This window comes from Roseateles sp., assembly GCF_046300915.1.
GTDB lineage: Bacteria > Pseudomonadota > Gammaproteobacteria > Burkholderiales > Burkholderiaceae_C > Kinneretia.
The window spans coordinates 1-27,000 of sequence record NZ_JBKCLH010000020.1 but is presented as its reverse complement, the minus strand read 5'-3'; the positions used below and the strand labels follow the sequence as shown (position 1 = coordinate 27,000).

Sequence of the window (27,000 nt, the reverse complement as noted above, 5' to 3'; positions counted from 1 at the left end):
GCGTGGGGTCTAAGTGGGGGGGGGTGCCGGCGCGGGGGCCGGCCCACTTGGGGCCCTGCGGGGGGGCGGGGCCCAGGAAGTTTGGTTGGGGGGGGCCCCCCACGGGGGGGCCCACGACGGCGGCCAGGCCATAGGCCAGCCAACGATGGGTGGCCTTGAGCGTCTCGGCCAGGGCCGGATCGGGCGAGACCAGGTCGGGCAGCGGCAGCAGGCCGAACCAGACGATGGGGAAACCGGCGGCCGAGCTGTAAGTCCAGCCCGCCAGCGGCACGGCAAAGAAGAAGAGGTAGAGCAGGCCGTGTACCGCATGCGCGGCCACTTGTTGCCAGCGCGGGCCAGGCGCCGCGGCCGGCGCCTGGCGCAGCAGGCTCCAGAGCAGACGCAGGGCGGCCAGGGCCAGCACCGTCATGCCAGCCCATTTGTGCCAGTTGTAGAGCTTGAGCCGGCTCATGGAGAAGGGCAGGCTCACCATATAAAGGCCCACCCCCAGCAGGCCGATGATGGCCAGGGCCATCAGCCAATGCAGGGCGATGCTGAGCAGGTCGTAACGGTGGCGGGGGCTGGGCGTCATGGTGGGGCAGTGTGCATGCCACCTCCCGGTCGGCGGTTCAGGGGGCTTGAGTCCATAGTTCACAGAATTTGAATGGACTACGGTGGCCTTGGGCCGTCATGCACAGGTCACGGGCGCCACCCAAGATATCAAGTCCTTCAGTGAAAGAGGACGAGCGCCATGGACCTGGTCTCCAAGATCGATGCGCTGTTTGCGCGCCGCGGCGCCTGCCGCTACGAGGGGGAGCGCCGTGAGGGCGTGAGCGCCCTGGAGCACGCGCTGCAATGCGCCCAGCTCGCCGAATGGGCGCACGCGGACAACAGCCTGGTCGTCGCGGCGCTCTTGCACGATCTGGGACAGCTGATGGATGGCGGGCCTCAGGAGCCTCTGCAGGACGATCGCCACGAACAACTGGCCCTGCCCCTGCTGGCGGCCGGCCTGGGACCCGATGTGCTGGAACCCATACGCCTGCATGTGCAGGCCAAGCGCTACCTGGTCAGCACCGACCCCAGCTATGAGGGCGGGCTGTCCCCGGCCTCGCGCCATAGCCTGGCCTTGCAGGGCGGGAGCATGAAGCCGGAGGAGCAGCTGGTGTTCATGGCCCATCCCCACGCCAGCGCCGCACTGCAGCTGCGGCGCTGGGATGATCTGGCCAAGGTGCCGGGCAAGCGCACGCCGCCGCTGGGCTACTACCTGGTCCTCGTCGAGGATGAGCTGGCGCGTACGCGCCGTCCCCGGCGTGTGGCGATTGCCTGAGCACCGGCCCCTGAAGCCCGCGTCTCCCACTTGAGGGGGATGGCGGCCGGGAGAGCGGACTCCGATACTGCTTTTCGACCGATGCGCTGCCTGGACCTCAGCGTAGCGGTCAAGGGGAGGAGTGCTATGCCGGCATGGCAAATCCGCAAGGGTTTGCCTGCCGGCATAGTTTTTTCCACGCTGCCGACGCTGGGCAAGGGAGCCTCGCTGGCGGGCCTGCCCTGGGATGGTATGGTTCGCGCTTTACAAAAATGCACATTGTTGAGGTGACGGCGACGACCGTGGCCCCGAGGTTCAGGCATGAGTGCGCAGCGTATCGGGAATGAGAGGCCCAGGGGCTTTGCGGTGAGGGCGCTGCGCCATGCTCAGCGCTGAGCGCCGCACCGAGCAGGGCGAGGTCGACGTCGCCCTGCTGCAGCTGCTGGCCAAGCAGGGCCGGCGCGTGCCCTATCCGGTCGGTTTGAGCGCGGTGGTCATCGCGCTGATGGCCGGGGACCGGATCTCCCCCTGGCTCAGCGGCGGCTGGGTGGCCCTGGTGTTCGGGGTCCTGGCCCTGCGCTGGTGGCTGCTGGGTCGGCTGCCAGACATGGAGTCGCTCACCCTGCGTCGGCGCTTGCAGGTGGCCGTGGCCCTGAGTGCCCTCAACGGCCTGGTGTTCGCCCTGTCCCTGCTGTTCACGCCCTACCTCAACGACTACCAGCGCATGGTGCACACCATCCTGCTGCTGGGCCTGGCGGCCGGGGCGGTGGCCACCACGGCGGGCAATCGGCCGGTGTTCCAGGCCTTTCTGGCGCCCGTGTCCCTGGCCAATGCCGCGGCCTGGATGAGTGGTGGTGCCGGGGTGCACGAGGTCACCTGGATCGAGCTGGTGCTCGGCGTGCTGATCCTGGGCTTTGCCTGGATTCTGAGCAGCCTGGCGCGGGACGCCTGGCGGGTGTTCGTGGAGTCGGTCAATATCCGCGCCCAGCAGCTCAAGAGCAACCAGCAGCTGCGCCTGGCCCTGAACCAGGCCGAGTCGGCCATACAGGCCAAGACCCGCTTCTTTGCCTCGGCCAGCCACGACTTGCGCCAACCCATGCACACCCTGTCCCTGCTGGGGGCGGCCCTGAATATGCGGCAGCTGGACGCGGCCAGCGCCGAGATCGCGCGCAATATGAATCTGGCCGTGCGCTCCCTGTCCTCGCAGATGGATGCCCTGCTGGACATCTCCAAGCTGGACGCGCAGGTGGTGCCGGTCAGCAACGAGAGCTTCTCTCTCGCCGGCTGGCTTTCGCGCCTGCAGCAGGAGTTTCTGCCCGCGGCCCAGGGCAAGGGGCTGGGCATCTATCTGGACTGTCCACCCCAGGCCTGGGTGGAGAGCGACCCGGTGCTGCTGGAGCGCGTGGTGCGCAATCTGATCGACAACGCGATCAAGTACACCCAGCAGGGCGCCGTCTACATCAATGCCCAGCGCCAGGGTGAGGTGTGGCGGGTGCAGGTGCGCGATACCGGCATCGGCATTGCCGAGGAGGAGCAGGCGCGCGTCTTCGAGGAGTTCTACCAGATCGGCAATCCCGAGCGCGACCGGGCCAAGGGCCTGGGCCTGGGCCTGTCCATCGTCAGCCGTCTGGTGGACTTGCTGGATCTGCATCTGGAGATGGAGTCCGAGGCCGGCGTGGGCTCCTGCTTCAGCCTGAGCATCACGGCTGCCGAGTCCCGGCAGGCGGTGCAGACGCCCGAGCAGGATGATGCGACCCTGCTGCTGAGCCAGCTGCGCGTGCTGGTGATCGACGATGAGGACCAGGTGCGCGGCGCCATGCAGACCCTGCTGGCCGCCTATGGCTGCGAGGTGGATCTGGCCGGCAGCACCCGCGAGGCCATGGTCAAGGGTCTGACCCGCGCACCGGACATCGTGCTTTGCGATATGCGCCTGCGCGGTGCGGACGACGGCCTGGCCGCGCTGCGCTCCCTGCGCTCCGCCCACCCCAAGCTGCCCGCGGTGCTGATCAGCGGCGACACGGCGCCCGAGCGCCTGCGCGAGGCCCATGAGGCCGGCCTGACCCTGCTGCACAAGCCGGTCTCGGCAGAACAACTGGTGGCGGCCATGCGAGCGGCCATCGCGGAACGAGGGAGTGTCAAACATGTCATGCGGGGAGAAGCCGGCGCCATCGGCTGAACATCAGGCCTCAGCGGCCCCACCTGAGCTGGCTCTGCGCTGGCTGTCCGAGCCCCTGGAGGTCTTGCTGGCCGCGGGCGATACCGAGTTCGACATCCTGATCGTGGGCAGCGGCTACGGCGGTGCCGCGGCGGCGGAGCATTTCTCGCGCTGCCGTGGCCCCGAGGGCCAGGTCTTGCGCATCGCGGTGCTGGAGCGTGGCCGCGAATACCTGCCCGGCGCCTTTCCCGAGCGCATGGCCGATCTGCCCGGCCATGTGCGCTTTGCCGCGGCGAGCAGCGCCAGCGTGAGCGGCTACCGCGAGTCCCTGTTCGACTTCCGCGTGGGCCCGGATATGTGCGTGGCCCTGGCCAGCGGCCTGGGCGGCGGCTCCCTGATCAACGCCGGCGTGATGGAGCCTGCCCGGCCCGAGGTCTTTGCCGGTGGCGCCTGGCCCGAGGGCCTGCGCCGCGACCCCGGCCAGATGAGCGCCTGGTACGAGCGCGCCGGCCGCGCCCTGGGCAGCCTGGACGCCAGCGGCGCGCCCAACACTATCGAGCGCCTGGACGGCTACACGCCGCGCCGCGCCCGTTTCCTGCGCGAGCTGGACCCGCAGCGCGCCCGCAGCGTGCCCATCACCGTGGCCCTGGACGCCGCGCCGCGCAGCCCGGCGGGCCTGGATCTCTCGCGCTGCATCGCCTGCGGCGACTGCGCCACCGGCTGCAACCATGGGGCCAAGCAGTCGCTGGACACCAATCTGCTGCTGCAGGCCCACCAGCGCGGCGTGCGCCTGGTGACGGGGGCCACGGCCCTGCGCCTGGAACAAGTCGAGCAGGGCTGGGACCTGCTGCTGCGCTACACCGACGAGCTGCTGCACGAGCGCGAGCCCCACAAGCCCCTGCGCCTGCGCGCCCGCCAGGTGGTGCTGGCCGCCGGCAGCCTGGGCAGCACCGAGATCCTGCTGCGCTCGCGCGCGGGCGGCCTGCCCCTGTCCGACCGCCTTGGCCACCAGTTCAGCGGCAATGGCGATGTGATCGCCCTGGGCCTGGACGCGCCCCAGGCCCTGAACGCCCTGGCCGACGAGGCCCTGGCCCCGGCGGCCCGCCAGGTGGGGCCCACCATCACCGCCATGCTGGATGCGCGCGACGAGGGCGGCTTTGTGGTGCAGGACCTGGGCATTCCCGCGGGCCTGCGCTGGAGCCTGGAGGAAAGCTTTGCCCTGGCCGAGTCCCTGGATGCCCTGGCCCGGCCGGATCGCAGCGAGCACCTCGGCGGCGAGGACTTCGAGGACCCGCTGAGCGTGCGCCCCGCGCGCGGCGCCCATCTGCTGCCGGTGGCCATCATGGGCCGGGACGCGGCCCAGGGCCGCCTGCTGATGCCGGCGCTGGACGATGAGGACGCGGCCGACGCGCAGGAGCCCGGCTGCCTGGCCGTGGACTGGCCCGCCGCCCGCCAGGACCCGGAGGTGCAGCGCCGCCACGACTGGCTGGCCCAGCGCCTGCAGGGGCAGGGCGCGCGCCTGCTGGCCAATCCCTTGTGGCGCCTGCTGCCGGCCGAGATGGAGTTCCTGCTGGGCGACCAGCGCGGCCCCATGATCACCGTCCATCCCCTGGGCGGTTGCGCCATGGCCGACGATGCGACGCGTGGCGTGGTCAATGAATGGGGTCAGGTCTTCAGCGTTCGTGCGGGCGATCAGGTCTACCCCGGCCTGGCGGTGCTGGACGGCGCCATCCTGCCCACGGCCCTGGGCATCAACCCGGCGCTCACCATCACGGCCCTGGCCCTGCGTGCCCTGGACGGCCTGCAGCGCCACTGGGGCCTGCGCGACGCGCCGGACGCGACCCTGCCCGCGCCGGGCCCGCGCCCGGTCTACCGCAGTGTGGACCCGCAGCGCGTGGCGCCGCAGCAGCCCACCGTGGTGGAAATTCGCGAGCGCCTGGGTGGCTTTGTGCGCCTGGACGGCGCGCCGCGCTATCTGGAGCTGAGCTTTGTCTACCAGCCCAAGCCTGTGCGCGAGCTGCTGGTGGCCGGGCCGCAGCGCCATCTGCTGGGCGGGCCCGAGTGCCGGCTGCGCCTCTTCGAGGCCCAGCCCGATCCCGATGCGCCGGGCCGCTGGATGGTGGTCAAGGCCGGCAGTGCGCGCGGCCAGGGCAAGCTCTGGATGCACGCCGAGCGCGCCGATGCCGATGCGCTCTGGGTGGCGCCGCTGAGCCAGGCGCGGCTGGCGGTCTTCCACCGCGAGCCCAGTCGCCCGGGTCAGCGACAGCGCCGCGCGCTCTGGGCCTGGTTCCACAACCGTGGCTGGCGCGACAGCTGGCAGGCCGCCATCGCCCATCTGCATGGCAGCGAGGCGCCCAAGCCCGGCGCATCGTCCACCTGGCAGCCCCTGCTCGGGCGCGCCCGCAATGCCCTGGCCCTGGCCAGCCATGGCGGCCAGATCCGGCTGATGGAGTACGACATGCGCGTGGGCGCGGGCCAGGGCCCGGGCACCTGCGGCGCGCGCCTGGATGGCCTGCAGCTCAAGGGCTTCAAGCGCATCAGCTACACACGGCGGGGCAATCCCTGGAAGCAGCTCAGCCGCATCCGCCTGGAGCAGGGGCCCTTCGAGCCGCTGGAAGGCGAGGGCGGCCCCGGGCTGGAGCTGGACCTCTTCGATCTGGAGCGCCAGCGTCAGCCCCTGCTGCGCATCACCCAGGCCCAGGATCTGCCCAGCGCCATCCGCGATATCGGCTCCCTGCTGGCCTATCTGCTGCGCCTGATGATCCAGGTCCATGTCTGGACCTTCCGCAAGCCCGATGCCGCGCCGCCGCGCGAGATCAAGCGCCTGCCCGAGGCCGTGCCCGGCCTGCCCGAGCCCGAGATCAGCGAGATCGCCACCGGCCGCTGGGGCGAGGCCGGCGCCTCGCGCGAGCCCGTGGACCGCAAGCCGCGCGAGGACGACGACAGGCCGGTGATGATCCGCCTGACGCGCTACCGCGCCCGCGCGGGCGCCCATGGCCAGCCCCTGCTGATGATCCATGGCTACAGCGCCAGCGGCACCACCTTTGCCCACCACTCGGTGCAGCCCGGCCCGGCCAAGCTGCTCTGGGACGCGGGCTTTGACATCTGGGTGCTGGACATGCGCACCAGCGCCGGCCTGCCCACCGCGCGCCTGCCCTGGACCTTCGAGGAGTGCGCGCTCAACGACATCCCGGTGGCCGTGGACCAGGTGCTGCGCGCCACCGGCCGCGCGAATCTGGATGTGCTGGCCCACTGCATGGGCTCGGCGATGCTGCATATGGCCCTGCTCCAGCCCCAGGCCCAGCGCTGCGAGCATTTCTTCCCGCTGCGCGAGAAGCTGATGAAGCAGCGGCGCATCCGGCGCCTGGTGATCTCCCAGGTCACGCCGCTGATGATCTACTCGCCCACCAACACCTTGCGGGCCTATCTGATGCAGTGGCTGCGGCCCTATCTGCCGCTGGAGGGCTACAGCTTCCGCCCCGGCGGCGCGCAGAGCGCGCCCCTGGGCCTGCTGGACCAGCTGATCGACCGCCTGCTGGCCAGCCTGCCGTATCCGGACGAGGAGTTCGACATCGAGAACCCGCCCTTCCCCAGCATCCGCAAGACGCCCTGGACCGCCACCCGCCACCGCATGGACCTGCTCTATGGCCGCGACTTCGCGATCAAGAACGTGTCCCCGCCGGTGTTCGATTTCATCGACGACCATTTCGGCCCGCTCAATATGGACACCGTGGCCCAGGCCATCCACTTCGCGCGCCAGCACGAGATCAGCGACTGGCGCGGCGCCAGCCTCTATCTGGACGATATGGCCAAGAGCCTGGCCCAGCTGCAGGCCTTCCCGGTGCTTTCGGTGCATGGGCAGGACAACGGCCTGTGCCAGTCCGAGAGCGGGGAGCTCACGCGCGACCTCTATGAACGCGTGGCCCCGGGCCGCTACCGCCACAAGATCGTGCACGGCCATGGTCACCAGGACTGCCTGATCGGTCACGACATCCAGGACGTGGTGTTCAAGGACGTGATCGCCTTCCTGCTGGAGGAACAGCCATGAAGCGCCTGCTGGCCGAGCTCTGCAGCGTGTTCCCGCCCCTGCACCGGGTTGAGCGCGCCCGCCTCATGTCGGACACGGGGGTGGACGAGGTGCGCGTGCTCACCGCCCTGCGCCCCGAGCGCGGCTGGCCGCGCCACTGGGCCTGGCTGCCGGTGCGCATGGCTGCTGATGCCCAGGGCGGCGCCATCACGCCGCTGCGCGCCGATCTGCCCCTGAGCCAGCAGCTCTACCTGCAGCCCTTTGAGCGGACCGATGTGAGCCGCCTGCCCGGCGATGCGCTGCGCGGCGCCGTGCCGGCGGCCTGGTTCCCGCCGCCGCAGGACCCGGCCAGCGGCCAGGTCTGTGGCCTGCTCTGCCTGTTTGTCTACGCCGATCTGGCCCAGCAGCAGCGCGAGGGCCAGGCCGGCGAGACCACGCTGGACGCCGCCTTGGCCACGGCCCTGGCCCAGGACCCGGTGCAGCTGCGCCATGCCTTCACGCCCCTGCCGCCCGAGGACGAGACCGCGGCCCGTCCCGGCGAGGGCCTGGGCTTTGTGCTGGCCGCCTGCCAGTACCCGCCCCAGATGCTGGACGTGAGCCCCGGCGCCGAGCGCGACCCCGCGCGCGCCGGGCCGGGTCAGGCCGCGCTGGCCCGCCTGCTGGCCTTCACCCGCGCCAGCGCGGCGGGGCGCCAGGCCTCCCTGCTGCTGCTGGCCGGCGACCAGATCTATGCCGATGCCACCGGCGGTCTGGCCGATGGCCGCAACAGCGTGGACCGCTATGCGCGGCCCTACCAGCAGTTCAAGGCCGGCCTGCCGCGCCATCTGCCACCCAGCCTGGCGCGCATCGTGCACGCGCCGGACGACCACGAGATCGTGGACAACTGGGAGCCCGTGGCCGACCCGCGCGCGCCTGGCGGCCAGCGCCGCGGCCCCCTGGTCGATGCGGCCCTGGCCGCGGCCTGGGCGGCGCGCTGGGAGGCGGGCGAGCGCGAGGGCGTGCTGGAGCATTTCTGGCACCGCTTTGACTGGCGCGGCGCGGCCTTCTTCGTGGCCGATGCCCGCAGCGAGCGCGAGCCGCGCCATGTGGCGCGCCTGGACCAGGCCCAGATGCTGTCCGCCCGACAGCGTGAGGCCTTCGAGGCCTGGCTGCAGGCCCGTGCCGACCGGCCGCGCTTTGTGCTCAGCGGCTCCCTGCCCCTGCCGCGGCGCCGCGCCACCCGGGCCCATGCCGCCAGCGCCCTCCGCTCCGATGCCTGGGACGGTTACCCCGCCAGCCTGCACTGGCTGCTGGGCACGCTGTGGGCGCAGCGGGCCCAGGATGTGGTGCTGCTCTCGGGTGACGAGCACCGCTCCGGCTATGTGCGCGCCGAGATCGCGCCGGTTGATGGCAGCGGGCCCGCGGTGCGCCTGCTCAGCATCCACAGCTCGGCCCTGTACGCGCCCTGGCCTTTTGCCGTGACCCGCGCCGAGGACTTGGCCGCGCCCGAGTGCTTCGAGTTCCAGGCACCCGGGGGCCAGGTCTTGCGCTGCACCGTGAGCGCCTGGCATGACGCGCCGGGCGATGGTTTTGCCCATCTGAGCCTGGACCCGGCCGGCACGCGACTGCGCCTGTGGTTCGACCGTGCCGAGCGTCCCCTGCACCAGGCCCTGGCCGGCGCCGACGAGGCGCAGTGGCCGGCGCCCGATGGCGAGTTCCCGCTGCGGGGTGCTCAGGGCTGAGGCCAGGCCTCTCCGGCGTTCAGGCCAGGGCCTGAGCCAGCGCCTGCACCCAGGCCTGCGGATCGCCGTAGTAGCGCGCGTGGTCCAGGCGCAGCAGGCGGCCGTCGGGGGCCTCCAGCAGCAGGCTGGGGAAGCCCTGCACGCCGCCGGTCTGCATCAGGGCGCGGCTCTCGCGCAGATGGGCCTGGGTGGCTGCGCCGCTGAGGCGCTCGTAGGCGGCTTCGAAGGCCGCGCCGTCCAGCCCCTGCTCGCAGGCCAGGCCCAGCAGCACGGCCGGCTCGGCGATGCGCCGGCCTTCCACGTAGTGGGCGCGCTGCACCCGTTCCAGCAGGGCCAGTCCGGCGTGGGCGCCGCCCAGCTCGCTGGCGGCCAGCACCGCGGTGATGGGCGGCTCGGAGTCCAGCACCGCATCGGGTTCGCGCAGCAGGCCGTCGGTGTAGCCGCTGCCGAAGGGCTGGCCGCTCAGGGCCTGGATGCGGCGGTCATGCGGCTGCACATAGGCCCGCAGCTCGGGCGTGATGGGGCGGCGGGCGGCGCCGGCGAAGAGGCCGCCGCCGTGCAGCACCAGGCTCAGACCCGGCAGCTGGGCCGCCGTGGCCTGCAGCAGCGGAGCCGCGCCCCAGCACCAGCCGCACAGCGGATCGAAGACATAGTGCAGGACGGGCACGCGGCCCGCCTCGGGGGCGCTCGCGCTTACCACTTCATCTCACCCTTGTTGACCTTGGCGCCGATGTCCAGGGCGATGCCCAGGCCGGCCTGCGGGTAGACGGCCTTCATGGTCTCGATCAGGGCGGCGGCATTGGCGGCGCGGGGCAGCTCGGTCTCGAAGCGCTGCAGATAGTCGCGGGTGTAGCGCAGCACCGAGGCGTCCTGCACCGTGCCGGGCAGCATATGGCCGGGCACCACCACGGCGGGCTGGAGGGCCAGCTGCTCGTCGATCTTGGCCACCCAGGCGGCGCGCTCGGCCACGGTCTGGGTGTCGGCAGTCCAGGCGTGCAGGCCGCCGAAGCTGTTCACGCCGCCGACCACGGCCTTGAGCGAGGGAATCCAGACATAGCTGCGGTGGGCCAGGGCGTCATTCAGGCCGCGGATCTCCAGGGTCTGGCCTTCCAGCGTCAGGGTGTTGCCTTCCAGCACCTGGGGCAACAGGGGCTGGCGCGGCGCATTGGCGCCCAGACGCGGGCCCCAGACCTTGAGCTTGGTGGGCAGCGAAGCCTCGATCTTCTTGAAGGTGGGCGCGGCGGTGACGATGCGGGCGGCCGGGAACTCCTGCTTCAGCACTTCCAGGCCGAAGTAGTAGTCGGGATCGGCGGCCGAGACATAGATGGTGGACAGGGTCTTGCCGCTGTCCAGCACGGCGGCGGCGATGCGCAGGGCGTCGGCGCGGGTGAAGCCGGCGTCCAGCAGCAGGGCTTCCTTGGCGCCCATCACCAGCACCGAGTTCACATGGAAGCTGGCCGGGCCGTGGTTGATGACCTTGAGCTCCAGCGGGGTGCTGGCGGCGGCGGCCGGGGCGGCGGCGGTCTGGGCCTGGCCGGCGCCGATCAGGCCCAGGCCCAGGGCGGAGACGAGGCCCAGGCGGCGCATCAGGCGGGAGAGGGTGTTGCTGTGGTTCATACGAGGTCCTTGGCGTTCAGGGTGTTGCGATGGACTGAACTTTATTTGCTCGGATTGCGCGGATAAACAGCCTTTGCAGCGCAGGTTTGTTGCATGATCCGAGCATATGGACACCTTGCAAGCCATGCGCGTCTTTGTGGAGGTGGTGGAGCGCGGCAGCCTCAGCGCCGCGGCCGCCAGCCTGGACATCTCGCGCGCCATGGCCACCCGCCAGCTGGAGGGCCTGGAGCGCTGGCTGGGCACGCGGCTGCTGCAGCGCAGTACCCGGCGCCTGAGCCTGACCGATGCCGGCCTCGAGGCCCTGCCGCGCTGCCGCCAGCTGGTGGAGCTGGCCGAGGACGCCCGCCAAGCGGCCGGCGCGCGTCAGCAGCAGGTGCGGGGGCGGCTGCGCATCAGCGCCTCCATGTCCTTTGCCCAGCTGCATCTGGCGGCGGCGGCGGCGGACTTCCTGGCCGCCCACCCCCAGACCCAGATCGAGCTGCTGGCCTCGGAACATCCGGTCAATCTGGTGGAGGACCGCATCGACCTGGCCCTGCGCATCAGCAATGAGCTGGACCCGGCCCTGATCGCGCGCCGCCTGAGCGTGTGCCGCTCGGTGCTCTGCGCCGCCCCGGCCTATCTGGCCGGCCGGCCCGCGCCCGAGCGACCCGAGCAACTGGCCGAGCATGTGTGCCTGGGTCATGCCCGTTTCGGCAGCGAGGAGTGGCGGCTGCGCCGCGCGGGCCAGGAGCAGCGCGTGCCCCTGGCCGGCCCGCCGCGCCTGCGTTCCAACGAGGCCACGGTGCTGCTGCAGGGCGCGTTGGCCGGCGCCGGCATCGCCCTGTTGCCCACCTAACTGGCCGGGCCGGCCCAGGCCGCGGGCCAGCTGCAGCGCCTGCTGCCGGGCTGGGAGCCCGAGGAGCTGGGCATACACGCCGTCTACACCAGCCGGCGCCACCAGCCCCTGCTGCTGCGCCGCTTCGTGGACTTCCTGGCCGAGCGCTTCGACCCCGAGCGCCCTTACTGGGATCAGGGCTGAGGCCGGCTTCGCAAGCTCAGGCCCGTCCCAGGGTCTGACGCAGCCAGGGCTCCAGGTCCTGGGGCGACAGGGGTCTGGAGAACAGATAGCCCTGGGCCACCGGGTAGCCCTGTTCGTGCAGCAGGCGGTTCTGCTGCTCGTTCTCCACGCCCTCGGCCACCACGGTCAGCTGCAGGCTCTTGCCTATGCCCAGGATGGCATCGCTGAGTGCCCGTGCCGTCTCGTCGCCCTCCAGGTCGGCCACGAAGATGCGGTCCAGCTTGAGTTCGCTCACCGGCAGGCGGCGCAGATAGCTGAGGCTGGAATAGCCGGTGCCGAAATCGTCCATGGACAGCCGCACCCCTTGGGCGTGGACCTCGGCAATCGTCTTCATGGTGCTGGGATTGGTGTCCAGCAGCACGCTTTCGGTGATCTCCAGGGTCAGGTCGCTGGCCTGCAGCGCATGGCGTTCCAGGGCGCTGGCGATGATGGTGGGCAGCTCCAGATTGTGGAAGGCCGTGGGCGAGAGATTGACCGCGACGGCCGGCACATTCAGGCCCTGGGCGCGCCAGGCAGCCAGCTGGCGGCAGGCCTCGCGCAGGGCCCAGCGGCCCAGTTCGGTGATCAGGCCGCATTCCTCGGCCAGGGGGATGAAGCGCGTGGGCGGGATGGGACCCAGCTCGGCATGGGTCCAGCGTGCCAGGGCTTCCACGCCGTAGAGACGGCCCGTGGCCAGCTCGATCTGGGGCTGGTAGTGCAGGTGCAGCGAGCCCCGGGCCAGCGCCTCGCGCAGCGCGGTCTCCAGGGCCAGGCGCTCCTGGGCCATGCGGTTCATCTCGGCGCTGAAGAAGCGGAAGCTCCCGCGCTCGGCGCTCTTGGCCTGGTACATGGCCATATCGGCACGCTGCAGCAGGGCCTCCACCTCGCGCCCGTCGCCGGGGAAGATGGCGATGCCCACGCTGGCCGAGATGGACAGGCGGGTGCCGGCAATGTTCACGGGTTCGGCCAGCAGGGCCTGCAGGCGCTCCACCGTGTTGGTGGCGTGCTCGGCATCGCATTCGGGCAGCACCACCACGAACTCATCGCCCGAGAGCCGGCCTGCAATGTCCGAGGCGCGCAGCTCGTGTTGCAGCCGCTTCGCCACCTCGCGCAGCAGGGCGTCGCCCGCCGGGTGACCCAGCGAGTCGTTCACCTGCTTGAAGCGGTCCAGGTCCAGGAAGAGCACGGCCAGCTGCTGCTCGTGGCGCGCGGCCGAGGCGATGGCCTGGTCGGCACGCGCGTGCAGCAGGCTGCGGTTGGGCAGGCCGGTGAGCCCGTCGTAAAAGGCCAGTTGGCGGATGCGCTTGCGCGCCAGCTCACGTTCCAGGGCCAGGCTGCAAAGATGGGTGCAGGCGTCCACCATCTGCTGGTGGAAGGGGGAATTCAGATCGCTGTGCTTGCGGCGTGAATAGAAGGCGAAGGTGCCGATCACGCGGCCCTCGCCATTGAAGAAGGGCGTGGACCAGCAGGCCTTGAGACCCTGAGGCTGGAACAGGGCGTGGTAGTCAGCCCACAAGGGGTCGTGGTCCATATCGCCGACCATGACCGACTCCCGGCGCCAGGCCGCGGTCCCGCAGGAGCCGACCTTGGGGCCTATCGCCAGACCTTCCAGCTTGGAGGAGTACTCCATCGGCAGGCCGGGCGAGGCCAGCGGATGGAGCAGGCCCTGTTCATCCACCTCCAGGATGGAGGCGATCAGGTCCGGGGCGATGCGCTCCACCTCGCGGCAGATCAGCTCCATCACCTCGACCAGGGGCCGCTCGCGGGCCATGGCTTCCAGCACGCGGTGCTGCAGCGCCTCGTGCATCTTGGCGCGGGTGATGTCGGTCAAGAGGGTGACCGTGTACTGCCAGGCGCCGTCGGGGCCGGCCACCGGATTGCTGATCACCTTGGCCCAGTAGCGCTGGCCTTCGCGGCCGCTGACGATCTCTTCGCGGCCCACGGCGCGACCGGCACGCAGGCCGTCCCGGTAGTCCTCGGCAAAGGTCTGCGGCAGCTGGGGCGCCAGCAGGGCGATGGGTTCCCGGCCCAGCACCTCCGGCTGTGTCCAGCCGAACATGCGGCTGAAGCCGGCATTGACGTAGATGATGCGCGAGTTCGCATCGCTGATCACCACGGCCGCATCGCTGGCATCGGCTACCAGGGAGAGCCGGCGCAGATGCTCCTGCTGGGAGTGCTCTTGCCGTAGGCGCTCGCTCACATCGCTGGCGACCTTGAGCACCCGCAAGACCTGACCCTTCGGGTCGTGGATCGGGGTGTAGCTGGCTTCGAGCCAGCAACTGCTGCCATCGCGACGCACCCTTTCAATCAGGCCGCTGTGGCTGTCTCCCCTGGCCAGTCGGGTCCACAGGGCGCGGTACTCCGGGGTGTCCGCGACGCCGGGCGGGCAGAAGTTGCGGTGATGCTGACCCAGGGCCTGCTCGCGGCTGCAGCCCAGCAGGGCCAGATAGCGTTCGTTGGCTTGGCGGAGAACGCCCGTGACATCGAACTCGGCAATGGCCATCACCCGGTCCAGCGCAGCCAGCTGCTCAAGGCGCTGGGCCGCCTCTTCTGCCTGATTGCCCTCGGCTCTCACTTGGCGACCTCTCGTATAGCCTTGCTGTCCCAATAATAGTCCGCCGGTCGTGATGGCGGTCGCTGAAGCGACAACACGGCCCGTGGGCCGTGTTGCTGCGGGGAAACGCGTGCGCTCAGGGCTGCTTGAAATCGCCCGCAAAAATCAGCTGGAAGTCAGCCAGCTTCAGGTACTTGCGCAGGGCCGCGTTGACCTGCTCGGGCGTGAGCCGGCTCAGGGCCTCGTCCACCTGCTGGCTGCGCGCCAGGGTGCGCTTGAGCAGCAGATTGGCTGCCAGGGTCTGGGCCAGGGCCGGGTCTTGCGCGCGCGCCAGGGCGCGGCTGCTCAGCAGGGCCTGCTTGCCGGCGGCCACCTCTTCGGGGCTGAAGCCATCCTTGAGCGCACGGCTCACCTCTTCGCGCAGGGCCGTTTCGACCTTGCTGCGGTTGCTCGGCGCAAAGATGGCGCCCAGGTTCCAGGGCGAGTTCTCGTCCAGCGGGCTCCACTGCACAAAGGACCAGACGCCATAGGACAGGCCTTCCTTCTCGCGGATGCGCTTCCACAGACGCGAGTCGCTGCCCTCGCCCAGCAGGTAGTTGGCCATCAGCAGGGCGGGATAGTCGGCATGCTCATCGCTCAGGGCCAGGGGCATGCGGCCGGCCAGCACAGCGTTTTGCTTGTCGGGCGTCTGGATCAGCTGCAGTTTGCCGGGCACGGCGAGACTGGGTCGGGGCACCCGGGCATAGGGAGCGGGTGCGCGCCAGTCGCCGAAGGCGGTCTCGGCGGCTTGCTTGAGGGCGGCCGCGTCGAAGTCGCCCACCAGGCCCAGCTGGGCCTGGCTGGCACCGTAGAAGCGGGCGTGGAAGGCGCGGATCTGCTCGATGCTGACGGCCCTTGTGTCGGCCTCGATCTGGTCAAAGGTCCGCGCATGGCGCACATCGCCACGGGTGTAGGGGCCGTTGAAGGCCAGGGCGATGGCGTTCGCGGCCACGGCCTGGGGCTCATCGCGCTGGGCCTGCAGGGCGGCCAGGCTCTGGGCGCGCACTTCGTCCAGACCTTCGGGGGCCAGGCGCGGCTGGCGCAGCATCTCGCCGATCAGGGCCAGGGCCTCGGCCGCATGCTCGCGGCGCGTGGTCCAGGCCACGCTCACGCCCTCACTGCCAGGCATCACCTGCAGCTCCACCTTGAGCGCGTCCAGGCGGTCGCGCAGCTGCTGGCGGTCCAGGCGCTGCGTGCCCTTGTCCAGCAGGGCGGCCGTGGCATCGGCCACGGCGCGCAGGCCCTGCAGAGACTGGGCGTCGCCCCAGCGCAGGCTCAGCATGCCCTGCACCGCATTGCCGCGGGTGGGCTTGGACAGCAGAGCCAGCTGCATGCCGCTGGCCAGGGTGGCGCGCTGGGTCTGGCGATCGATGTTGGCGGGGCTGGCGTCAAAGGCGGCAACCTGGTTCACCGCAGCCGCGGGCACGAACTGCTTCATCTCGGTGCCCACATCCACCATGGCCGGCGCGGGGGCGCGCTGGGGCTTGTCGGTGGGGATGTAATGGGCCAGGGTGCGGTTGCTGGGCAGCAGGCGCTCGCGCGCCACGCGCTGCACGTCTTCCAGCTTGGCGCTGCGGATGCGGTCGCGCAGCAGGAAGAAGAGGCGCCAGTCGCCCTGGCTCACGGTCTCGGACAAGGCCGTGCCCACCTGCTCGGGATCGGTGAACAGCTGCTCCCAGCGGTTCAGCCAGCGGGTCTGGGCGCGCCTGAGCTCCTCGGCCGTGATGGGCTGGGCCATGAGTTCCTGCTCCACCACCTGCAGCAGGCGCTGGCTCATGCCGTCCAGACTGGCGCCGGGAGCCAGCTCGGCATACAGCACGGTGAAGCCCGGATCATGCAGGGGAGCGGCGAAGGCGGCCACGGAGGCGGCCAGCTTGTCCCGCTCCACCAGGGCCTTGTGCAGACGGCCGGCCGGGGCTTCGGTCAGGATGAGATTGAGCAGCTCCACGGCCGCATAGTCCGGGTGCGGGCCGGGCGGCACATGGTAGGCCAGGGTGGCGCTGGCCACGCCGCCCGTGCGGCGCACCGCGACGAAGCGCTCGCCGTCCTGCACCGGATCAAGGGTGTAGAGCTTGGGCAGCTTGCGCGCGGGCTTCTTGATCTTGCCAAAGCTCTGCTGCACCCAGCCCAGCACCTTGGCGCTGTCGAACTTGCCCGAGACGATGAGGGTGGCGTTGTCCGGCTGGTAGTACTGGCGGTAGAAGGCCTGCAGGCGCGGGATGTCCACGTTCTCCACATCGGCGCGCGCGCCTATGGTGCTCTTGCCGTAGTTGTGCCACTGGTACATGGTGGCCAGCAGGCGCTCGAAGACGATGTTGCCGGGGTCGTTCTCGCCCATCTCCATCTCGTTGCGCACCACGGTCATCTCGGTGTCGAGATCGCTGCGTGCCACCCGGCTGTTGACCATGATGTCGGCCTGCCAGTCCAGGTACCAGCGCAGATTGGCCTCGTTGGCGGCGAAGCTGGCGAAGTAGTTGGTGCGGTCCAGCCAGGTGCTGCCGTTGTAGCGCAGTCCGCGCTTGGCGAACTCGGCGTCCGGTGCGGGGTTCTTGGCCGTGGGCTTGAACAGCAGATGCTCCAGCAGATGGGCCATGCCGGTCTCGCCATAGTTCTCGTGGCGGGAACCGACCTTGTAGGTCATATTGACCGTGGTGCTGGGCTTGGAGCTGTCCGGGGCCAGCAGCACTTGGAGGCCGTTGGGCAGGCGGTACTCGGTGATGCCCTCGACGCTGGCCACGGGTTTGAGCGGAGCCTGGGCGTTGGCGGCGGTGGCGGCCATCAGGCCGGCGCCGAGGATCAGCGTGATGCGGCGGATCATCATCATGTGCATGCGTTCTTGCTCCTGTGTCGGGATGCGCGGCGCAGAGCGTAGCAGCATGGCGGCAAAGCGCATGGCAAGGTGCATGGCGCAGTGGGCCGCGGGCGATCATCGATACTTCCGGCCTTTGACCCGGAGCCTGCCCTTGAAGCTGACCATGGCGAAAAATTCGCTGTTTGCGATTCTGCTGCGTTCGCCCTGGTGGATCGGCTTGCTGATCGCGACCGTGCTGGCCCTGCTGAGCTTTGCGCTGCTGCCCTCGGACCTGCGGGTGGTGGGGGCGCTCTCGGGCTTCCCCTTTCTGGTGGTCAGCGCGGTGGCGCTGCGTCGCCAATGGGGCCTGCCCAGCGCCGCGCGCATCGCCCAGACGCAGGAGGCCCTGGCCGACCTGGCCTGGCCGGCTTTCTCGGCACTGCTGGAGCAGGCCTTTCGGCGCGAGGGCTACACCCTCAGGCTGCCATCGGGTAAGAGCGAGGCCCATGACTTCGAGCTGGAGCGTGCGGGCCGCCTCACCCTGGTCAGTGCGCGGCGCTGGAAGTCCGCCCGCACCGGGCTGGAGGCGCTGCGTGCGCTGCAGGCCGCGCGCGAGGCCAGGCAGGCCGATGCGGCGATCTACATCGGCCTGGCAGACTTGAGCGAGAACGCCCGACCCTATGCCGCCGCGCAGGGCATCACGCTCTGGCAGGCGAGCGAACTGGCCGGCCTGTTGCGCGATCTGCCCTTGGGCAAGGGGAAGCCGCGCTGATGAAGAAGCGCAAGATGGCAAGCGTCGGCCTGCTGGCGGTACCGCTGTTCCTGGCCCTGCTGGGCGGCTGTGCCCATCGGGTGGCCGAGCCGCCCCTCATGCCGCCCGAGGAGGCTCCCCAGGCCAGGGCCTGCCCCAGCGGCATGCCGGCCGACACCCGCTGCCTGGGTGGCCAGGACAGTGCCGGCGCCTTCTACCTGATCGCCATTCCCGCGGACTGGCAAGGCGAGCTGGTGCTGCACAGCCATGGCGGCCCCTTGCTCGGCGCGCCGACCATGAAGCGTGTCGAGGAGGACTTGCAGCGCTGGTCCATCATGCCGCGCGCCGGCTATGCCTGGGCCGGTTCCAGCTTCCGCCAGGGCGGGGTGGCGGTGCGGGCCGCGGCCGAGGACACCGAGCGCCTGCGCCGCATCTTCGTCCAGCATGTCGCCAGGCCCAAGCTGACCCTGCTGCACGGCCAGTCCTGGGGCGCCAGCGTGGCGGCCAAGGCCGCCGAGATGTACACCACGGGCAAGCCCTATGACGGCCTGCTGCTGAGCAGCGGCGTGCTGGCCGGCGGTACCCGCTCCTATGACTTCCGGCTGGATCTGCGCGTGGTCTACCAGCAGCTGTGCAACAACCATCCGCGCCCCGACGAGCCGCCGTACCCGCTGTGGCGCGGCCTGCCGGCCGGCAGCACGCTGAACCAGGCCGAGCTGGCCCGGCGCGTCAACGACTGCCTGGCGCTGGACAAGCCCGCGGCCCAGCGCAGCGCCGAGCAGACCCGCAAGATCAGAACGATCACCGAGGTGATCAAGATTCCGGAGCGCAACATCCTGGGCCACCTGAACTGGGCCACCTTCCACTTCCAGGACATCGCCGAGCAGCGCAGCGGCGGGGCCAGCGTGTTCGGCAATATCGGCGCGCAGTACCGCGGCTCCGACGACGACCGCGCGCTGAACGCCGCTGTGCTGCGCTATGCGGCCGACCCGGCGGCGGTGGCGCGTTTCGGCGCCGACACCGATCCGAACGGTCGCATCCCGGTGCCGGTGCTGGCGGTGCATGGCATCCACGACCCCATCGCCTTCGTCGAGCTGCAGCACAGCTTCGGCGCGACCATGGCCCGGGCCGGCCGCGCCGACGCGCTGGTGCAGACCTATAGCGAGGACCACGAGCACAGCTACCTCAGCGACGCCAGCTATGTGGCCCTGCTGGAGGCCCTGAAAGCCTGGCTGCGCGAGGGCCGCAAGCCCACGCCGGCGGCGGTGGCGCAGGGCTGCGAGCGGGCGCAGGCGCGCTTCCCCTCCCGCTGCCGCTTCCGCCCCGCTGACCCGCCCCCGCCGCTGGAGACGCGCGTCACGCCGCGCCAGCGGCCCTGAGGCCGAGGGGCTTGGCCGCCCTGGGCGGCGCGCGCGCGCTGTTGCTTCCGGGCCATGCAAAGTGCAGCTAGGGGGCTGGCTGTCAATCAGGCAAGAGTGTGACGGTGTTAGGCTGTGCCGCGGCAAAGCGACCGCGGCTTCAGCCCCCGTGCCTGCCTCCCACAAAGCCTTCACACCGCCTATGCGCCGCAATACCCGTCTTCCAAGCCTGGCCCTGTTGTGCAGCCTGGTCCTGCCCGTTCCGGCCCTGAGCCAGATCAAGACCGAGCCCTTCGCCGATCAACGCATCGAGTCGGTCCATGTCGCCATCGTCAATCCGGGCACGGACGCGGCGCTGCACTCCCGCATCGAAGATCTGGTGCGACGCACGGTGGCGGCCTATCCCAGCAGCAGCTACTCCGAGGAGCGCCTGACGGCTGCGCTGGCACGCCTGTCCCGGGTGCCCGAGATCAAGTCGGTCCAGCACCAGCTGCGCCCCGGTGCCACCGGCGGCGTCGTGCTGGAGCTGGAGGTCTCGCTGGCGCAGGGCGGCAGCGACGCTGGCGCGCCGGCGCCGGTCCGCTTCCCCAATCTCTACCAGTCCAACGGCACCCTGCTCAGGGCCAAGGTCGAGACCCTGGCCATGTACTACGGCAACCACAATGCCTGGTTCGGCCGCAGTGATCTGATGCTCAATGGCAATCCCTTCGCCGTGGGCCAGGCCGCGGGCAAGGGCTACAGCCAGTGGCTGGAGGGCTTTGTGCACGGCGGCCTGTACGGCATCACGCCGCTCACGGACACGCTCTATCTCTATGGCGGCCTCAGCGCCATCGCGAGCGGCTCGGTGGGGCAGGAGCTCTTCACCGACAAGACGCGCAGCCATGTGGCCTTCGAGGATGCCTTTGTGGGCTTGGTCGGGGGCAGCACCTCGGCCCAGGGTGACCGTCTGGTCTACAACCTCTCGGCCGGCCGTCAGCGCTTCAGCATCGGCGAGGGCATGATCCTGGTCAACACCGCCATGAACGGCCTGAACCGCGCGGCCCTGCAGTCCAACCCGCGCTGGGCCGCCGACCAGGTGGCCCTGGCTCGTCTGGCCTACAACGACTGGAAGCTCGAGGCCTTCCATGTGGACCCCGACGAGTTGCCCGAGGTGGACTCCAAGACCCGGATCCAGGGCATCAATCTGGAGACCACGGCGCTGCAGGACTTCAGCCTGGGCCTCACGGCGCTGCGCGTGCCCAAGTCCCAGGCCGCCTACTACACCACCACCAGCCAGCTGCAGCGCGAAGGTCTGCGGGCCCTGGACCTGCGCCTGAGATGGCAGCCCCAGAGCGCGGATGGTTCCGGGCCCTTCGTAGCCGCGGAAGCCGCTCGGCAAAGCCACAGCCGCTTCGATATGCGCGCCCAGGGCTACTACGGTGAGCTGGGCTATGTGTTTGCCAAGGCCGCCTGGTCGCCGGTCTTCAGCTACCGCTATGCCCGCTTCACCGGCGACAAGCCCGAGACCTCGCGTTTCGAGCGCTGGGATCCGCTGCTGTCCGGCGGCAATGGCGAGACCTGGGTGCAGGGCATCAATCACTTCAAGATCTTCCAGGACTCCAACCTGATTGCGCACCGCTTCCAGGCCCGGCTGAGGCCGCGTCAGAACATCGAGCTGGTGCCCCAGTACTGGGTCTTCCGGGCCGACTCGCTGACCAATCTGGGTGGCAATCCGGCGCTCTCCCTGCTGCCGTCGCGGCAGCTCGGCAGCGAGCTGAACCTGACCTTCAAGTACTTCATGTCCCGCAACATCATGTTCCAAGGGCATGTGGCGGCCACTTACGCCGGTTCGGCGGTGGAGCAGGCCCTGGGCCAGCATTCCAGCCCCTGGATCAGCACCATGATTTTTGTGCGTGTCGGCTATTGAGAGCCGGCGTGCGACCTTGTTCCTGTCCACCACTGAAGGGAGTTTGAGATGGAGCGTCGAGACCTGATGAAGAGCATGGCCGTGATGGCGGCGGCGGGTGCCGCTGCCACCGGCGCCGCGGCCCAGCTGCCGAGCAGCAAGCAGCCACCCGTGGGCGTGAAGGATGTGGACCCCGTGCCCAGCGACTATCACATCCCGGGCCGCTTCAAGGGCAAGACCATCATCGTGACCGGCTGCGCTCGCGGCATGGGCGAGGCGGCGGCCATCCGGGCCGCCCGTGAAGGCGCCAATGTGGTGGGCGTGGACTGGATGCCGGAGCTGGGCGCCAAGACCATAGAGCGCATCCGTGCGGCCGGCGGCCAGGCCGTCTTCGTGCCGGGCCATGTGGGCGAATCCGCCACCTGCGATCGCATGGTCAAGACGGCGGTCGACACCTTTGGCGGCCTGGACATGGCCATCAACAACGCCGGCGTGATGGACGGCGTCTACTCGGGCGACGCCATCGACTACCAGAAGCAGAAGTCCCTCATCTTCGCGCCCATCCATGAGGCGTCCGATGAGTACTGGGATCGAGTCTTCCTCAGCAATGCGGCGGGTGTCTTCCGCAGCATGCGTGCCGAGCTGCGCCAGATGGTGGCCCAGGGGCGTGGTGGCGCCATCGTCAATGTCGGCTCCATTGCCGGCCTGACCGGCCTGTCGGGCAATCCCGCCTATGTGGCCAGCAAGCATGCCGTGACGGGCCTGACGCGCAATGCCGCCATCGACTACGCGCCCTACGGCATCCGCGTCAACTCGGTCAATATGGCCGCCACCGACACGCCCATGATCGCGCGTGCCGGTCAGCTGGTGATGGAGGCCTCCAAGGCCGCGGGCCCCAAGATGGGCAGCGTCAAGACCCAGAGCCTGCTGGCCTACGCCGACTCCAAGCGCCGCCCGGCCACGGTGGGCGAGCAGGTCTCGGTGATGCTGTTCCTGCTGTCCCAGGAGGCGTCCAACCTCACCGGTGCCACCTACGCCACGGATGGTGGCTGGACCACCTACTGAGCCGCTTCTTCCGCCTCAGAAGCAAACAAGGCCGCCGCGCGTGCACCGCGCGGCGGCCTTTTGCTTGGTCGGCGTGGGGCGGACTCAGGCTGCCGTCTGCCAGCGGGCCATCAGGTCCTGCCACTTGGCGCGCGCTGCGTGCACATGGCGCTCCTTCACATGGCCGTAGCCGCGGATCTCCTCGGGAATGCGTGCGATGTCCAGGGCCAGGGCCAGGCGTTCGACCGTGAGACCCTTGGCCAGGATCTGCTCGATGCTGGCGCGGTAGTCCTGAATCAGCTGGCGTTCCATCTTGCGCTCGGCGGTGTGGCCGAACACATCGAGGGCCGTGCCGCGCAGGCCCTTGAGCTTGGCCAGGATGCCGAAGGCGGGACGGATCCAGGCGCCCATCTGCTGCTTGACCAGCTCGCCCTTCTCGTTCTTCTTGGCCAGCAGGGGCGGGGCCAGGTGGTGCACGATCTTGTAGTCACCCTCGAACTGCGCGGCGATCTTCTCGACGAACTTCTTGTCGCTGTGCAGGCGCGCGACCTCGTACTCGTCCTTGTAGGCCATGAGCTTGAAGAGGTAGCGGGCCACGGCCTCGCTCAGACGGGTGGAGCCCAGCGGCGCCTCGGCGGCGCGCACCTTCTCGACGAAGGCCTGGTACTGCGCGGCATAGGCTTCGTTCTGGTAATCCGTCAGGAAGCTCAGGCGCTTGGCCAGCATCTCGTCCAGGCTGTCACGCTTGACGATGTTGATGACCTGCTGGGCGGCGTAGAGCGACTGCACCGCGGCCAGGTCATGGGCGCAGCGACGGCCCCACTCGAAGGCGGCCTTGTTGTTGTCGATCTGCACGCCGTTGAGTTCCATGGCGCGCATCAGAGCCTCGTAGCTCAGGGGCACGCGGCCCTGCTGCCAGGCGTAGCCCAGCATCAGCGGGTTGGTGTAGAGCGAGTCGCCCAGCAGCTTGAGCGCCACCTCCTCGGCATCGAAACGGCCCACGCCGGCCTGGCCCACGGCCTGGATCACGGCGCTCTCGCAGGCCGCGCCCGGGAAGGACCAGTTGGGGTTGTTCACCAGGCTGGCCGTGGGCGAGCCATGGGTGTTCAGCGCCACATAGGTGCGGCCCTCGCGCATCACGGCCAGGGTGCTCTTGTTGGCCGCCACGATGGCATCGCAGGCGATCACCAGATCGGCCTCGGCCGTGCCCACCTTGGTGCAGTGGATGGCGCTGGCCTCGTTGGCAATCTGGATATGGCTCCAGGTGGCGCCGCCCTTCTGGGCCAGGCCCGCGGCGTCCTGCGTGATCACGCCCTTGCCTTCAAGGTGGGCCGCCATGCCCAGCAGCTGGCCGATGGTGATCACGCCCGTGCCGCCCACGCCCGCCACCACGATGCCCCAGGCGCTCTCGGCATTGGGGATGCGGGGCTGGGGCAGGGCGGGCAGGCCGGCGTCAAAGGGCGAGACGCGCTTGTCCTTCTTGGGCTTCTTCAGCTCGCCGCCCTCGATGGTGACGAAGCTGGGGCAGAAGCCCTTCACGCAGCTGAAGTCCTTGTTGCAGGTGCTCTGGTTGATCTGGCGCTTGCGGCCGAACTCGGTCTCCAGCGGCTCGATGGACAGGCAGTTGCTCTGCACCGAGCAGTCGCCGCAGCCCTCGCAGACCAGCTCGTTGATCACGGTGCGCTTGGCCGGATCGACCAGCTTGCCGCGCTTGCGGCGGCGGCGCTTCTCGGTGGCGCAGGTCTGGTCGTAGATGATGGCGGTGACGCCCGGGATCTCGCGGAACTGGCGCTGGATGGCGTCCAGTTCGTCGCGGTGGTGCACGGTCACACCGCTGGCCAGGGCGCGGCCCATGTACTTCTCGGGCTCGTCGCTGACGATGACCAGCTTGGCCACGCCTTCCGAGATCAGGCTGTTCATGATCTGGGTGACCGAGTGGCCCTCGGGGCGCTCGCCCACCTGCTGGCCGCCGGTCATGGCCACGGCGTCGTTGTACAGCACCTTGTAAGTGATGTTCACGCCCGAGGCGATGCTCTGGCGTATGGCCAGGATGCCGCTGTGGAAGTAGGTGCCATCACCCAGGTTGGAGAAGATGTGCTTCTCTTCGGTGAAGGGCGCCTGGCCCACCCAGGGCACGCCCTCGCCACCCATCTGGGTGAAGGTGGCGGTGCTGCGGCCCGGCATCCAGGTCACCATGTAGTGGCAGCCGATGCCGCCCACGGCGCGCGAGCCCTCGGGCACGCGGGTGCTGGTGTTGTGCGGGCAGCCCGAGCAGAACCAGGGCGTGCGGTCGGCGCCGGCGGCCAGCTTGGCCTCTTCCTGCAGGGCGCGCTCGCGCGACTCGATCAGGCTCATGCGCGCGTCCAAGCGGGCCGCCACATCGGCGTCCACGCCCAGCTTCTTCAGGCGCTTGGCAATGGCGCGTGCGATCAGGGCAGGAGTCAGGTCGGCCTCGGGGCGCAGCAGCCAGTTCTTGCTGGGATTGGCCAGGCCCCATTCGCCGCCGCTCTGGCCGTCGTCATCGAACTTGCCCAGCACATGCGGGCGCACATCGGCGCGCCAGTTGTAGAGCTGTTCCTTGATCTGGTACTCGATGACCTGGCGCTTCTCCTCGATCACCAGGATCTCCTGCAGACCGGTGGCGAAGTCACGCGTGATGCTGGCCTCCAGCGGCCAGACCACATTCACCTTGTGCAGGCGTATGCCCAGACGGCGGCAGCTGGCTTCGTCCAGACCCAGGTCATGCAGGGCCTGACGCGTGTCGTTCCAGGCCTTGCCGCTGGCGATGATGCCGAAGCGGTCCTGCGCGCCAGCGATCACGTTGTAGTTGAGCTTGTTGGCGCGCACATAGGCCAGGGCGGCGTACCACTTGTGGTCCATCATGCGCGCTTCCTGGTCCAGGGGCGGATCGGGCCAGCGGATGTGCAGGCCGCCCTCGGGCATCTGGAAGTCTTCGGGCAGGAGGATGTTGACGCGGTCCGGGTCCACGCTCACCGAGGCCGAGGACTCGACGATTTCCTGAATGGTCTTGAGACCCGACCACAGGCCCGAGAAGCGGCTCATGGCAAAGGCATGCAGGCCCATGTCCAGGATGTCCTGCACGCTGCTGGGGAAGAAGACCGGGAAGCCCGCGGCCTTGAACACATGGTCGCTCTGGTGGGCCGCGGTGGAGCTCTTGGCGATATGGTCATCGCCCGCCACCGCGATCACGCCGCCATGGCGCGAGGTGCCGGCCATATTGGCATGCTTGAACACATCGATGCAGCGGTCCACGCCCGGGCCCTTGCCGTACCAGATGCCGAACACGCCATCGAACTTGCGCTTCTCCGGGAAGAGGTCCAGCTGCTGCGTGCCCCACACGGCGGTGGCGCCCAGCTCCTCGTTCACGCCGGGCTGGAACACGATGTTCTGCTTGGCCAGATGCTTCTTGGCCGCCATCAGGGCCTGGTCATAGCCGCCCAGGGGCGAGCCGCGATAGCCCGAGATGAAGCCCGCGGTATTGAGCCCGGCGATGGCATCGCGCGTGCGCTGCAGCATGGGCAGGCGCACCAGGGCCTGCACGCCGCTCATGAAGGCGCGGCCGTGGTCCAGCGCGTATTTGTCGTCCAGCGAGACCTTCTCAAGGGCGCGCAGGATATGTTCGGGCAGCGGTGCGTTCATTGGCTTCGGGCTCCTGAAGGGTCGTCGACATGCAGGAGGCCTGGGCGCTTGTGGCGCCGGCCCTTGTCGACAGCAGTATGGGCGGTTTTGCGCAGTTCTGGCGCAGCCGGGCCTTGGCGCAAGGCTTGTGGCTTGCGCGCCTGCAAAAGGCACCGGGCCGCGGCGCTTCGGGCGCGTATTCCCGCCGGGCAGTGTAGGCAAATGAACCCGCGCGGTGCTTTCTTCTTGATGGCCAAACCCGGGTGCTGGAGCAATAATCTTGCTCAAACATCCGCTTTAGGTGCAAATTGGCTTCCAGAAAACCGGCATCAGGGAAAACCATAGGTTCCACATCGGCTGCGGCGAGCAGCGTGGGGGCGGAGGAGGGCGGCGATGGCCTGGACCGCTATCACATCGCCATCCTGGCCGAGCTGCAGCGCGAGGCGCGCCTGTCCAATGCCGAGCTGGCCGCGCGCATCGGGCTCTCGGCCGCGCCCACCTGGCGGCGGGTGCGCTGGCTGGAGGAGCAGGGCTATATCACCGGCTACCGCGCCGAGATCGACCGCCGCAAGATCGGCCTGGGCGTGCTGGCCTTTGTACGCGTGGACACCGAGCGCAGCGCCGGCAGCGCCACGCGCGAGCTGGAGGCCGCCATTCGCGCCCTGCCCGAGGTGATCGCCTGCCACTACATCTCGGGGGCGGGCACCTTCGAGCTGCAGGTCATGGCCACCGACCTCGATGCTTTCAGCCGCTTCTCCATCGACACCTTGCTGAACCTGCCCAATGTGAAGGACATCCACACCAGCTTTTCGCTCGGCGAGGTCAAGGCCGGCGGGGCCCTGCCGCTCGGGCATCTGCGCGGGGGCTGAGACCGTGTCCGTGCTCGGCCTCGTGTTCAGCTGGCTGGCGCTGGCGCCCAGCCTGCTCCTGCTCGCGGCGGGCGCGCCGGTATGGCGGTAGACAAAGCGCCAGGCACGGGCGGGGGAGGCCCGGTCGCGACCGTCGCCCCAGGTCTGCTGCTCGCCGGGGCGGCAGGTCGCGATCTCGGCCTCGCGCAGGGTTGCCGGGCTGCTGGCCTCGCCGCGCGCCTGCGCGCCC

Annotated in this window: 15 protein-coding genes and 1 pseudogene; 10 read left to right on the top strand and 6 right to left on the bottom strand. The window is 69.7% G+C overall.

The window, feature by feature from the left end; translation table 11 throughout:
• Positions 1-571, bottom strand: a 571-nt coding sequence (locus ACK5F2_RS01280; protein ID WP_409862213.1) for a cytochrome b, incomplete at its 3' end; no start/stop codon positions are given.
• Between the two features lie 159 nt (positions 572-730).
• Between ACK5F2_RS01280 and ACK5F2_RS01275 the strand changes: the two genes are divergently transcribed.
• The 4 genes from ACK5F2_RS01275 to ACK5F2_RS01260 all read left to right on the top strand — a co-directional run bounded on the left by ACK5F2_RS01275 (position 731) and on the right by ACK5F2_RS01260 (position 9,188).
• The gene (locus ACK5F2_RS01275; RefSeq protein WP_409862211.1) at positions 731-1,306 is read left to right on the top strand and encodes an HD domain-containing protein; all 576 of its coding nucleotides are present in this window, start codon (positions 731-733) and stop codon (positions 1,304-1,306) included.
• A 361-nt stretch (positions 1,307-1,667) separates the two neighbouring features.
• Positions 1,668-3,461: a hybrid sensor histidine kinase/response regulator gene (locus ACK5F2_RS01270; protein ID WP_409862209.1), complete on the top strand. Its 1,794-nt coding sequence runs from the start codon at positions 1,668-1,670 to the stop codon at positions 3,459-3,461.
• Positions 3,427-7,488, top strand: a complete 4,062-nt coding sequence (locus ACK5F2_RS01265; protein WP_409862207.1) for an alpha/beta fold hydrolase — start codon at positions 3,427-3,429, stop codon at positions 7,486-7,488. The genes ACK5F2_RS01270 and ACK5F2_RS01265 overlap by 35 nt, the downstream gene beginning before the upstream one ends.
• Positions 7,485-9,188, top strand: coding sequence for an alkaline phosphatase D family protein (locus ACK5F2_RS01260; RefSeq protein WP_409862206.1), 1,704 nt, complete (start codon positions 7,485-7,487; stop codon positions 9,186-9,188). The genes ACK5F2_RS01265 and ACK5F2_RS01260 overlap by 4 nt, the downstream gene beginning before the upstream one ends.
• Before the next feature lie 19 nt (positions 9,189-9,207).
• Here the strand turns inward: ACK5F2_RS01260 and ACK5F2_RS01255 are convergent, their stop codons facing one another.
• Complete coding sequence (locus ACK5F2_RS01255) at positions 9,208-9,888, bottom strand: DsbA family protein (RefSeq protein WP_409862205.1); 681 nt, start codon at positions 9,886-9,888, stop codon at positions 9,208-9,210.
• Complete coding sequence (locus tag ACK5F2_RS01250; protein ID WP_409862217.1) at positions 9,882-10,775, bottom strand: MBL fold metallo-hydrolase; 894 nt, start codon at positions 10,773-10,775, stop codon at positions 9,882-9,884. The genes ACK5F2_RS01255 and ACK5F2_RS01250 overlap by 7 nt, the downstream gene beginning before the upstream one ends.
• Positions 10,776-10,911: 136 nt before the next feature.
• Here ACK5F2_RS01250 and ACK5F2_RS01245 point away from each other — a divergent pair.
• Positions 10,912-11,823, top strand: a pseudogene (locus ACK5F2_RS01245) (LysR family transcriptional regulator).
• 16 nt (positions 11,824-11,839) lie between these two features.
• On the opposite strand, the gene ACK5F2_RS01240 reads toward ACK5F2_RS01245, so the two are convergent.
• Both ACK5F2_RS01240 and ACK5F2_RS01235 read right to left on the bottom strand, forming a co-directional pair.
• Positions 11,840-14,344, bottom strand: coding sequence for an EAL domain-containing protein (locus ACK5F2_RS01240; protein WP_409862215.1), 2,505 nt, complete (start codon positions 14,342-14,344; stop codon positions 11,840-11,842).
• Positions 14,345-14,531: 187 nt separating this feature from the next.
• Positions 14,532-17,264 (bottom strand): M16 family metallopeptidase, encoded by a 2,733-nt coding sequence (locus ACK5F2_RS01235; RefSeq protein WP_409862204.1) that lies wholly within the window; start codon positions 17,262-17,264, stop codon positions 14,532-14,534.
• Positions 17,265-17,397: 133 nt separating this feature from the next.
• Between ACK5F2_RS01235 and ACK5F2_RS01230 the strand changes: the two genes are divergently transcribed.
• From ACK5F2_RS01230 to ACK5F2_RS01215, 4 genes are all read left to right on the top strand, one after another.
• On the top strand, positions 17,398-17,997 hold the full coding sequence (locus ACK5F2_RS01230; RefSeq protein ID WP_409862202.1) for a restriction endonuclease: 600 nt from the start codon (positions 17,398-17,400) through the stop codon (positions 17,995-17,997).
• Between the two features lie 14 nt (positions 17,998-18,011).
• Positions 18,012-19,355 (top strand): hypothetical protein, encoded by a 1,344-nt coding sequence (locus ACK5F2_RS01225; RefSeq protein WP_409862200.1) that lies wholly within the window; start codon positions 18,012-18,014, stop codon positions 19,353-19,355.
• Between the two features lie 181 nt (positions 19,356-19,536).
• Entirely contained in the window at positions 19,537-21,240 is a 1,704-nt protein-coding gene (locus ACK5F2_RS01220) for an alginate export family protein (RefSeq protein ID WP_409862198.1), read from the top strand.
• Between the two features lie 48 nt (positions 21,241-21,288).
• On the top strand, positions 21,289-22,284 hold the full coding sequence (locus tag ACK5F2_RS01215; RefSeq protein ID WP_409862196.1) for an SDR family NAD(P)-dependent oxidoreductase: 996 nt from the start codon (positions 21,289-21,291) through the stop codon (positions 22,282-22,284).
• Positions 22,285-22,368: 84 nt separating this feature from the next.
• On the opposite strand, the gene ACK5F2_RS01210 is transcribed toward ACK5F2_RS01215, so the two are convergent.
• Positions 22,369-25,923 (bottom strand): indolepyruvate ferredoxin oxidoreductase family protein, encoded by a 3,555-nt coding sequence (locus tag ACK5F2_RS01210; RefSeq protein ID WP_409862195.1) that lies wholly within the window; start codon positions 25,921-25,923, stop codon positions 22,369-22,371.
• 350 nt (positions 25,924-26,273) lie between these two features.
• Here ACK5F2_RS01210 and ACK5F2_RS01205 point away from each other — a divergent pair, with 350 nt between their 5' ends.
• A complete protein-coding gene (locus ACK5F2_RS01205) occupies positions 26,274-26,771 on the top strand; it encodes an Lrp/AsnC family transcriptional regulator (protein ID WP_409862193.1) in 498 nt (165 codons plus the stop codon).
• Positions 26,772-27,000 lie beyond the last annotated feature (229 nt).

Excerpts from the sequence above, each read along its gene's own strand:
- ACK5F2_RS01275 (WP_409862211.1), top strand. The coding sequence starts at position 731 with ATGGACCTGGTCTCCAAGATCGATGCGCTGTTTGCGCGCCGCGGCGCC.
- ACK5F2_RS01270 (WP_409862209.1), top strand. The coding sequence starts at position 1,668 with ATGCTCAGCGCTGAGCGCCGCACCGAGCAGGGCGAGGTCGACGTCGCC.
- ACK5F2_RS01265 (WP_409862207.1), top strand. The coding sequence starts at position 3,427 with ATGTCATGCGGGGAGAAGCCGGCGCCATCGGCTGAACATCAGGCCTCA.
- ACK5F2_RS01260 (WP_409862206.1), top strand. The coding sequence starts at position 7,485 with ATGAAGCGCCTGCTGGCCGAGCTCTGCAGCGTGTTCCCGCCCCTGCAC.
- ACK5F2_RS01250 (WP_409862217.1), bottom strand. The coding sequence starts at position 10,775 with ATGCGCCGCCTGGGCCTCGTCTCCGCCCTGGGCCTGGGCCTGATCGGC.
- ACK5F2_RS01240 (WP_409862215.1), bottom strand. The coding sequence starts at position 14,344 with ATGGCCATTGCCGAGTTCGATGTCACGGGCGTTCTCCGCCAAGCCAAC.
- ACK5F2_RS01235 (WP_409862204.1), bottom strand. The coding sequence starts at position 17,264 with ATGCACATGATGATGATCCGCCGCATCACGCTGATCCTCGGCGCCGGC.
- ACK5F2_RS01225 (WP_409862200.1), top strand. The coding sequence starts at position 18,012 with ATGGCAAGCGTCGGCCTGCTGGCGGTACCGCTGTTCCTGGCCCTGCTG.
- ACK5F2_RS01220 (WP_409862198.1), top strand. The coding sequence starts at position 19,537 with ATGCGCCGCAATACCCGTCTTCCAAGCCTGGCCCTGTTGTGCAGCCTG.
- ACK5F2_RS01215 (WP_409862196.1), top strand. The coding sequence starts at position 21,289 with ATGGAGCGTCGAGACCTGATGAAGAGCATGGCCGTGATGGCGGCGGCG.
- ACK5F2_RS01210 (WP_409862195.1), bottom strand. The coding sequence starts at position 25,923 with ATGAACGCACCGCTGCCCGAACATATCCTGCGCGCCCTTGAGAAGGTC.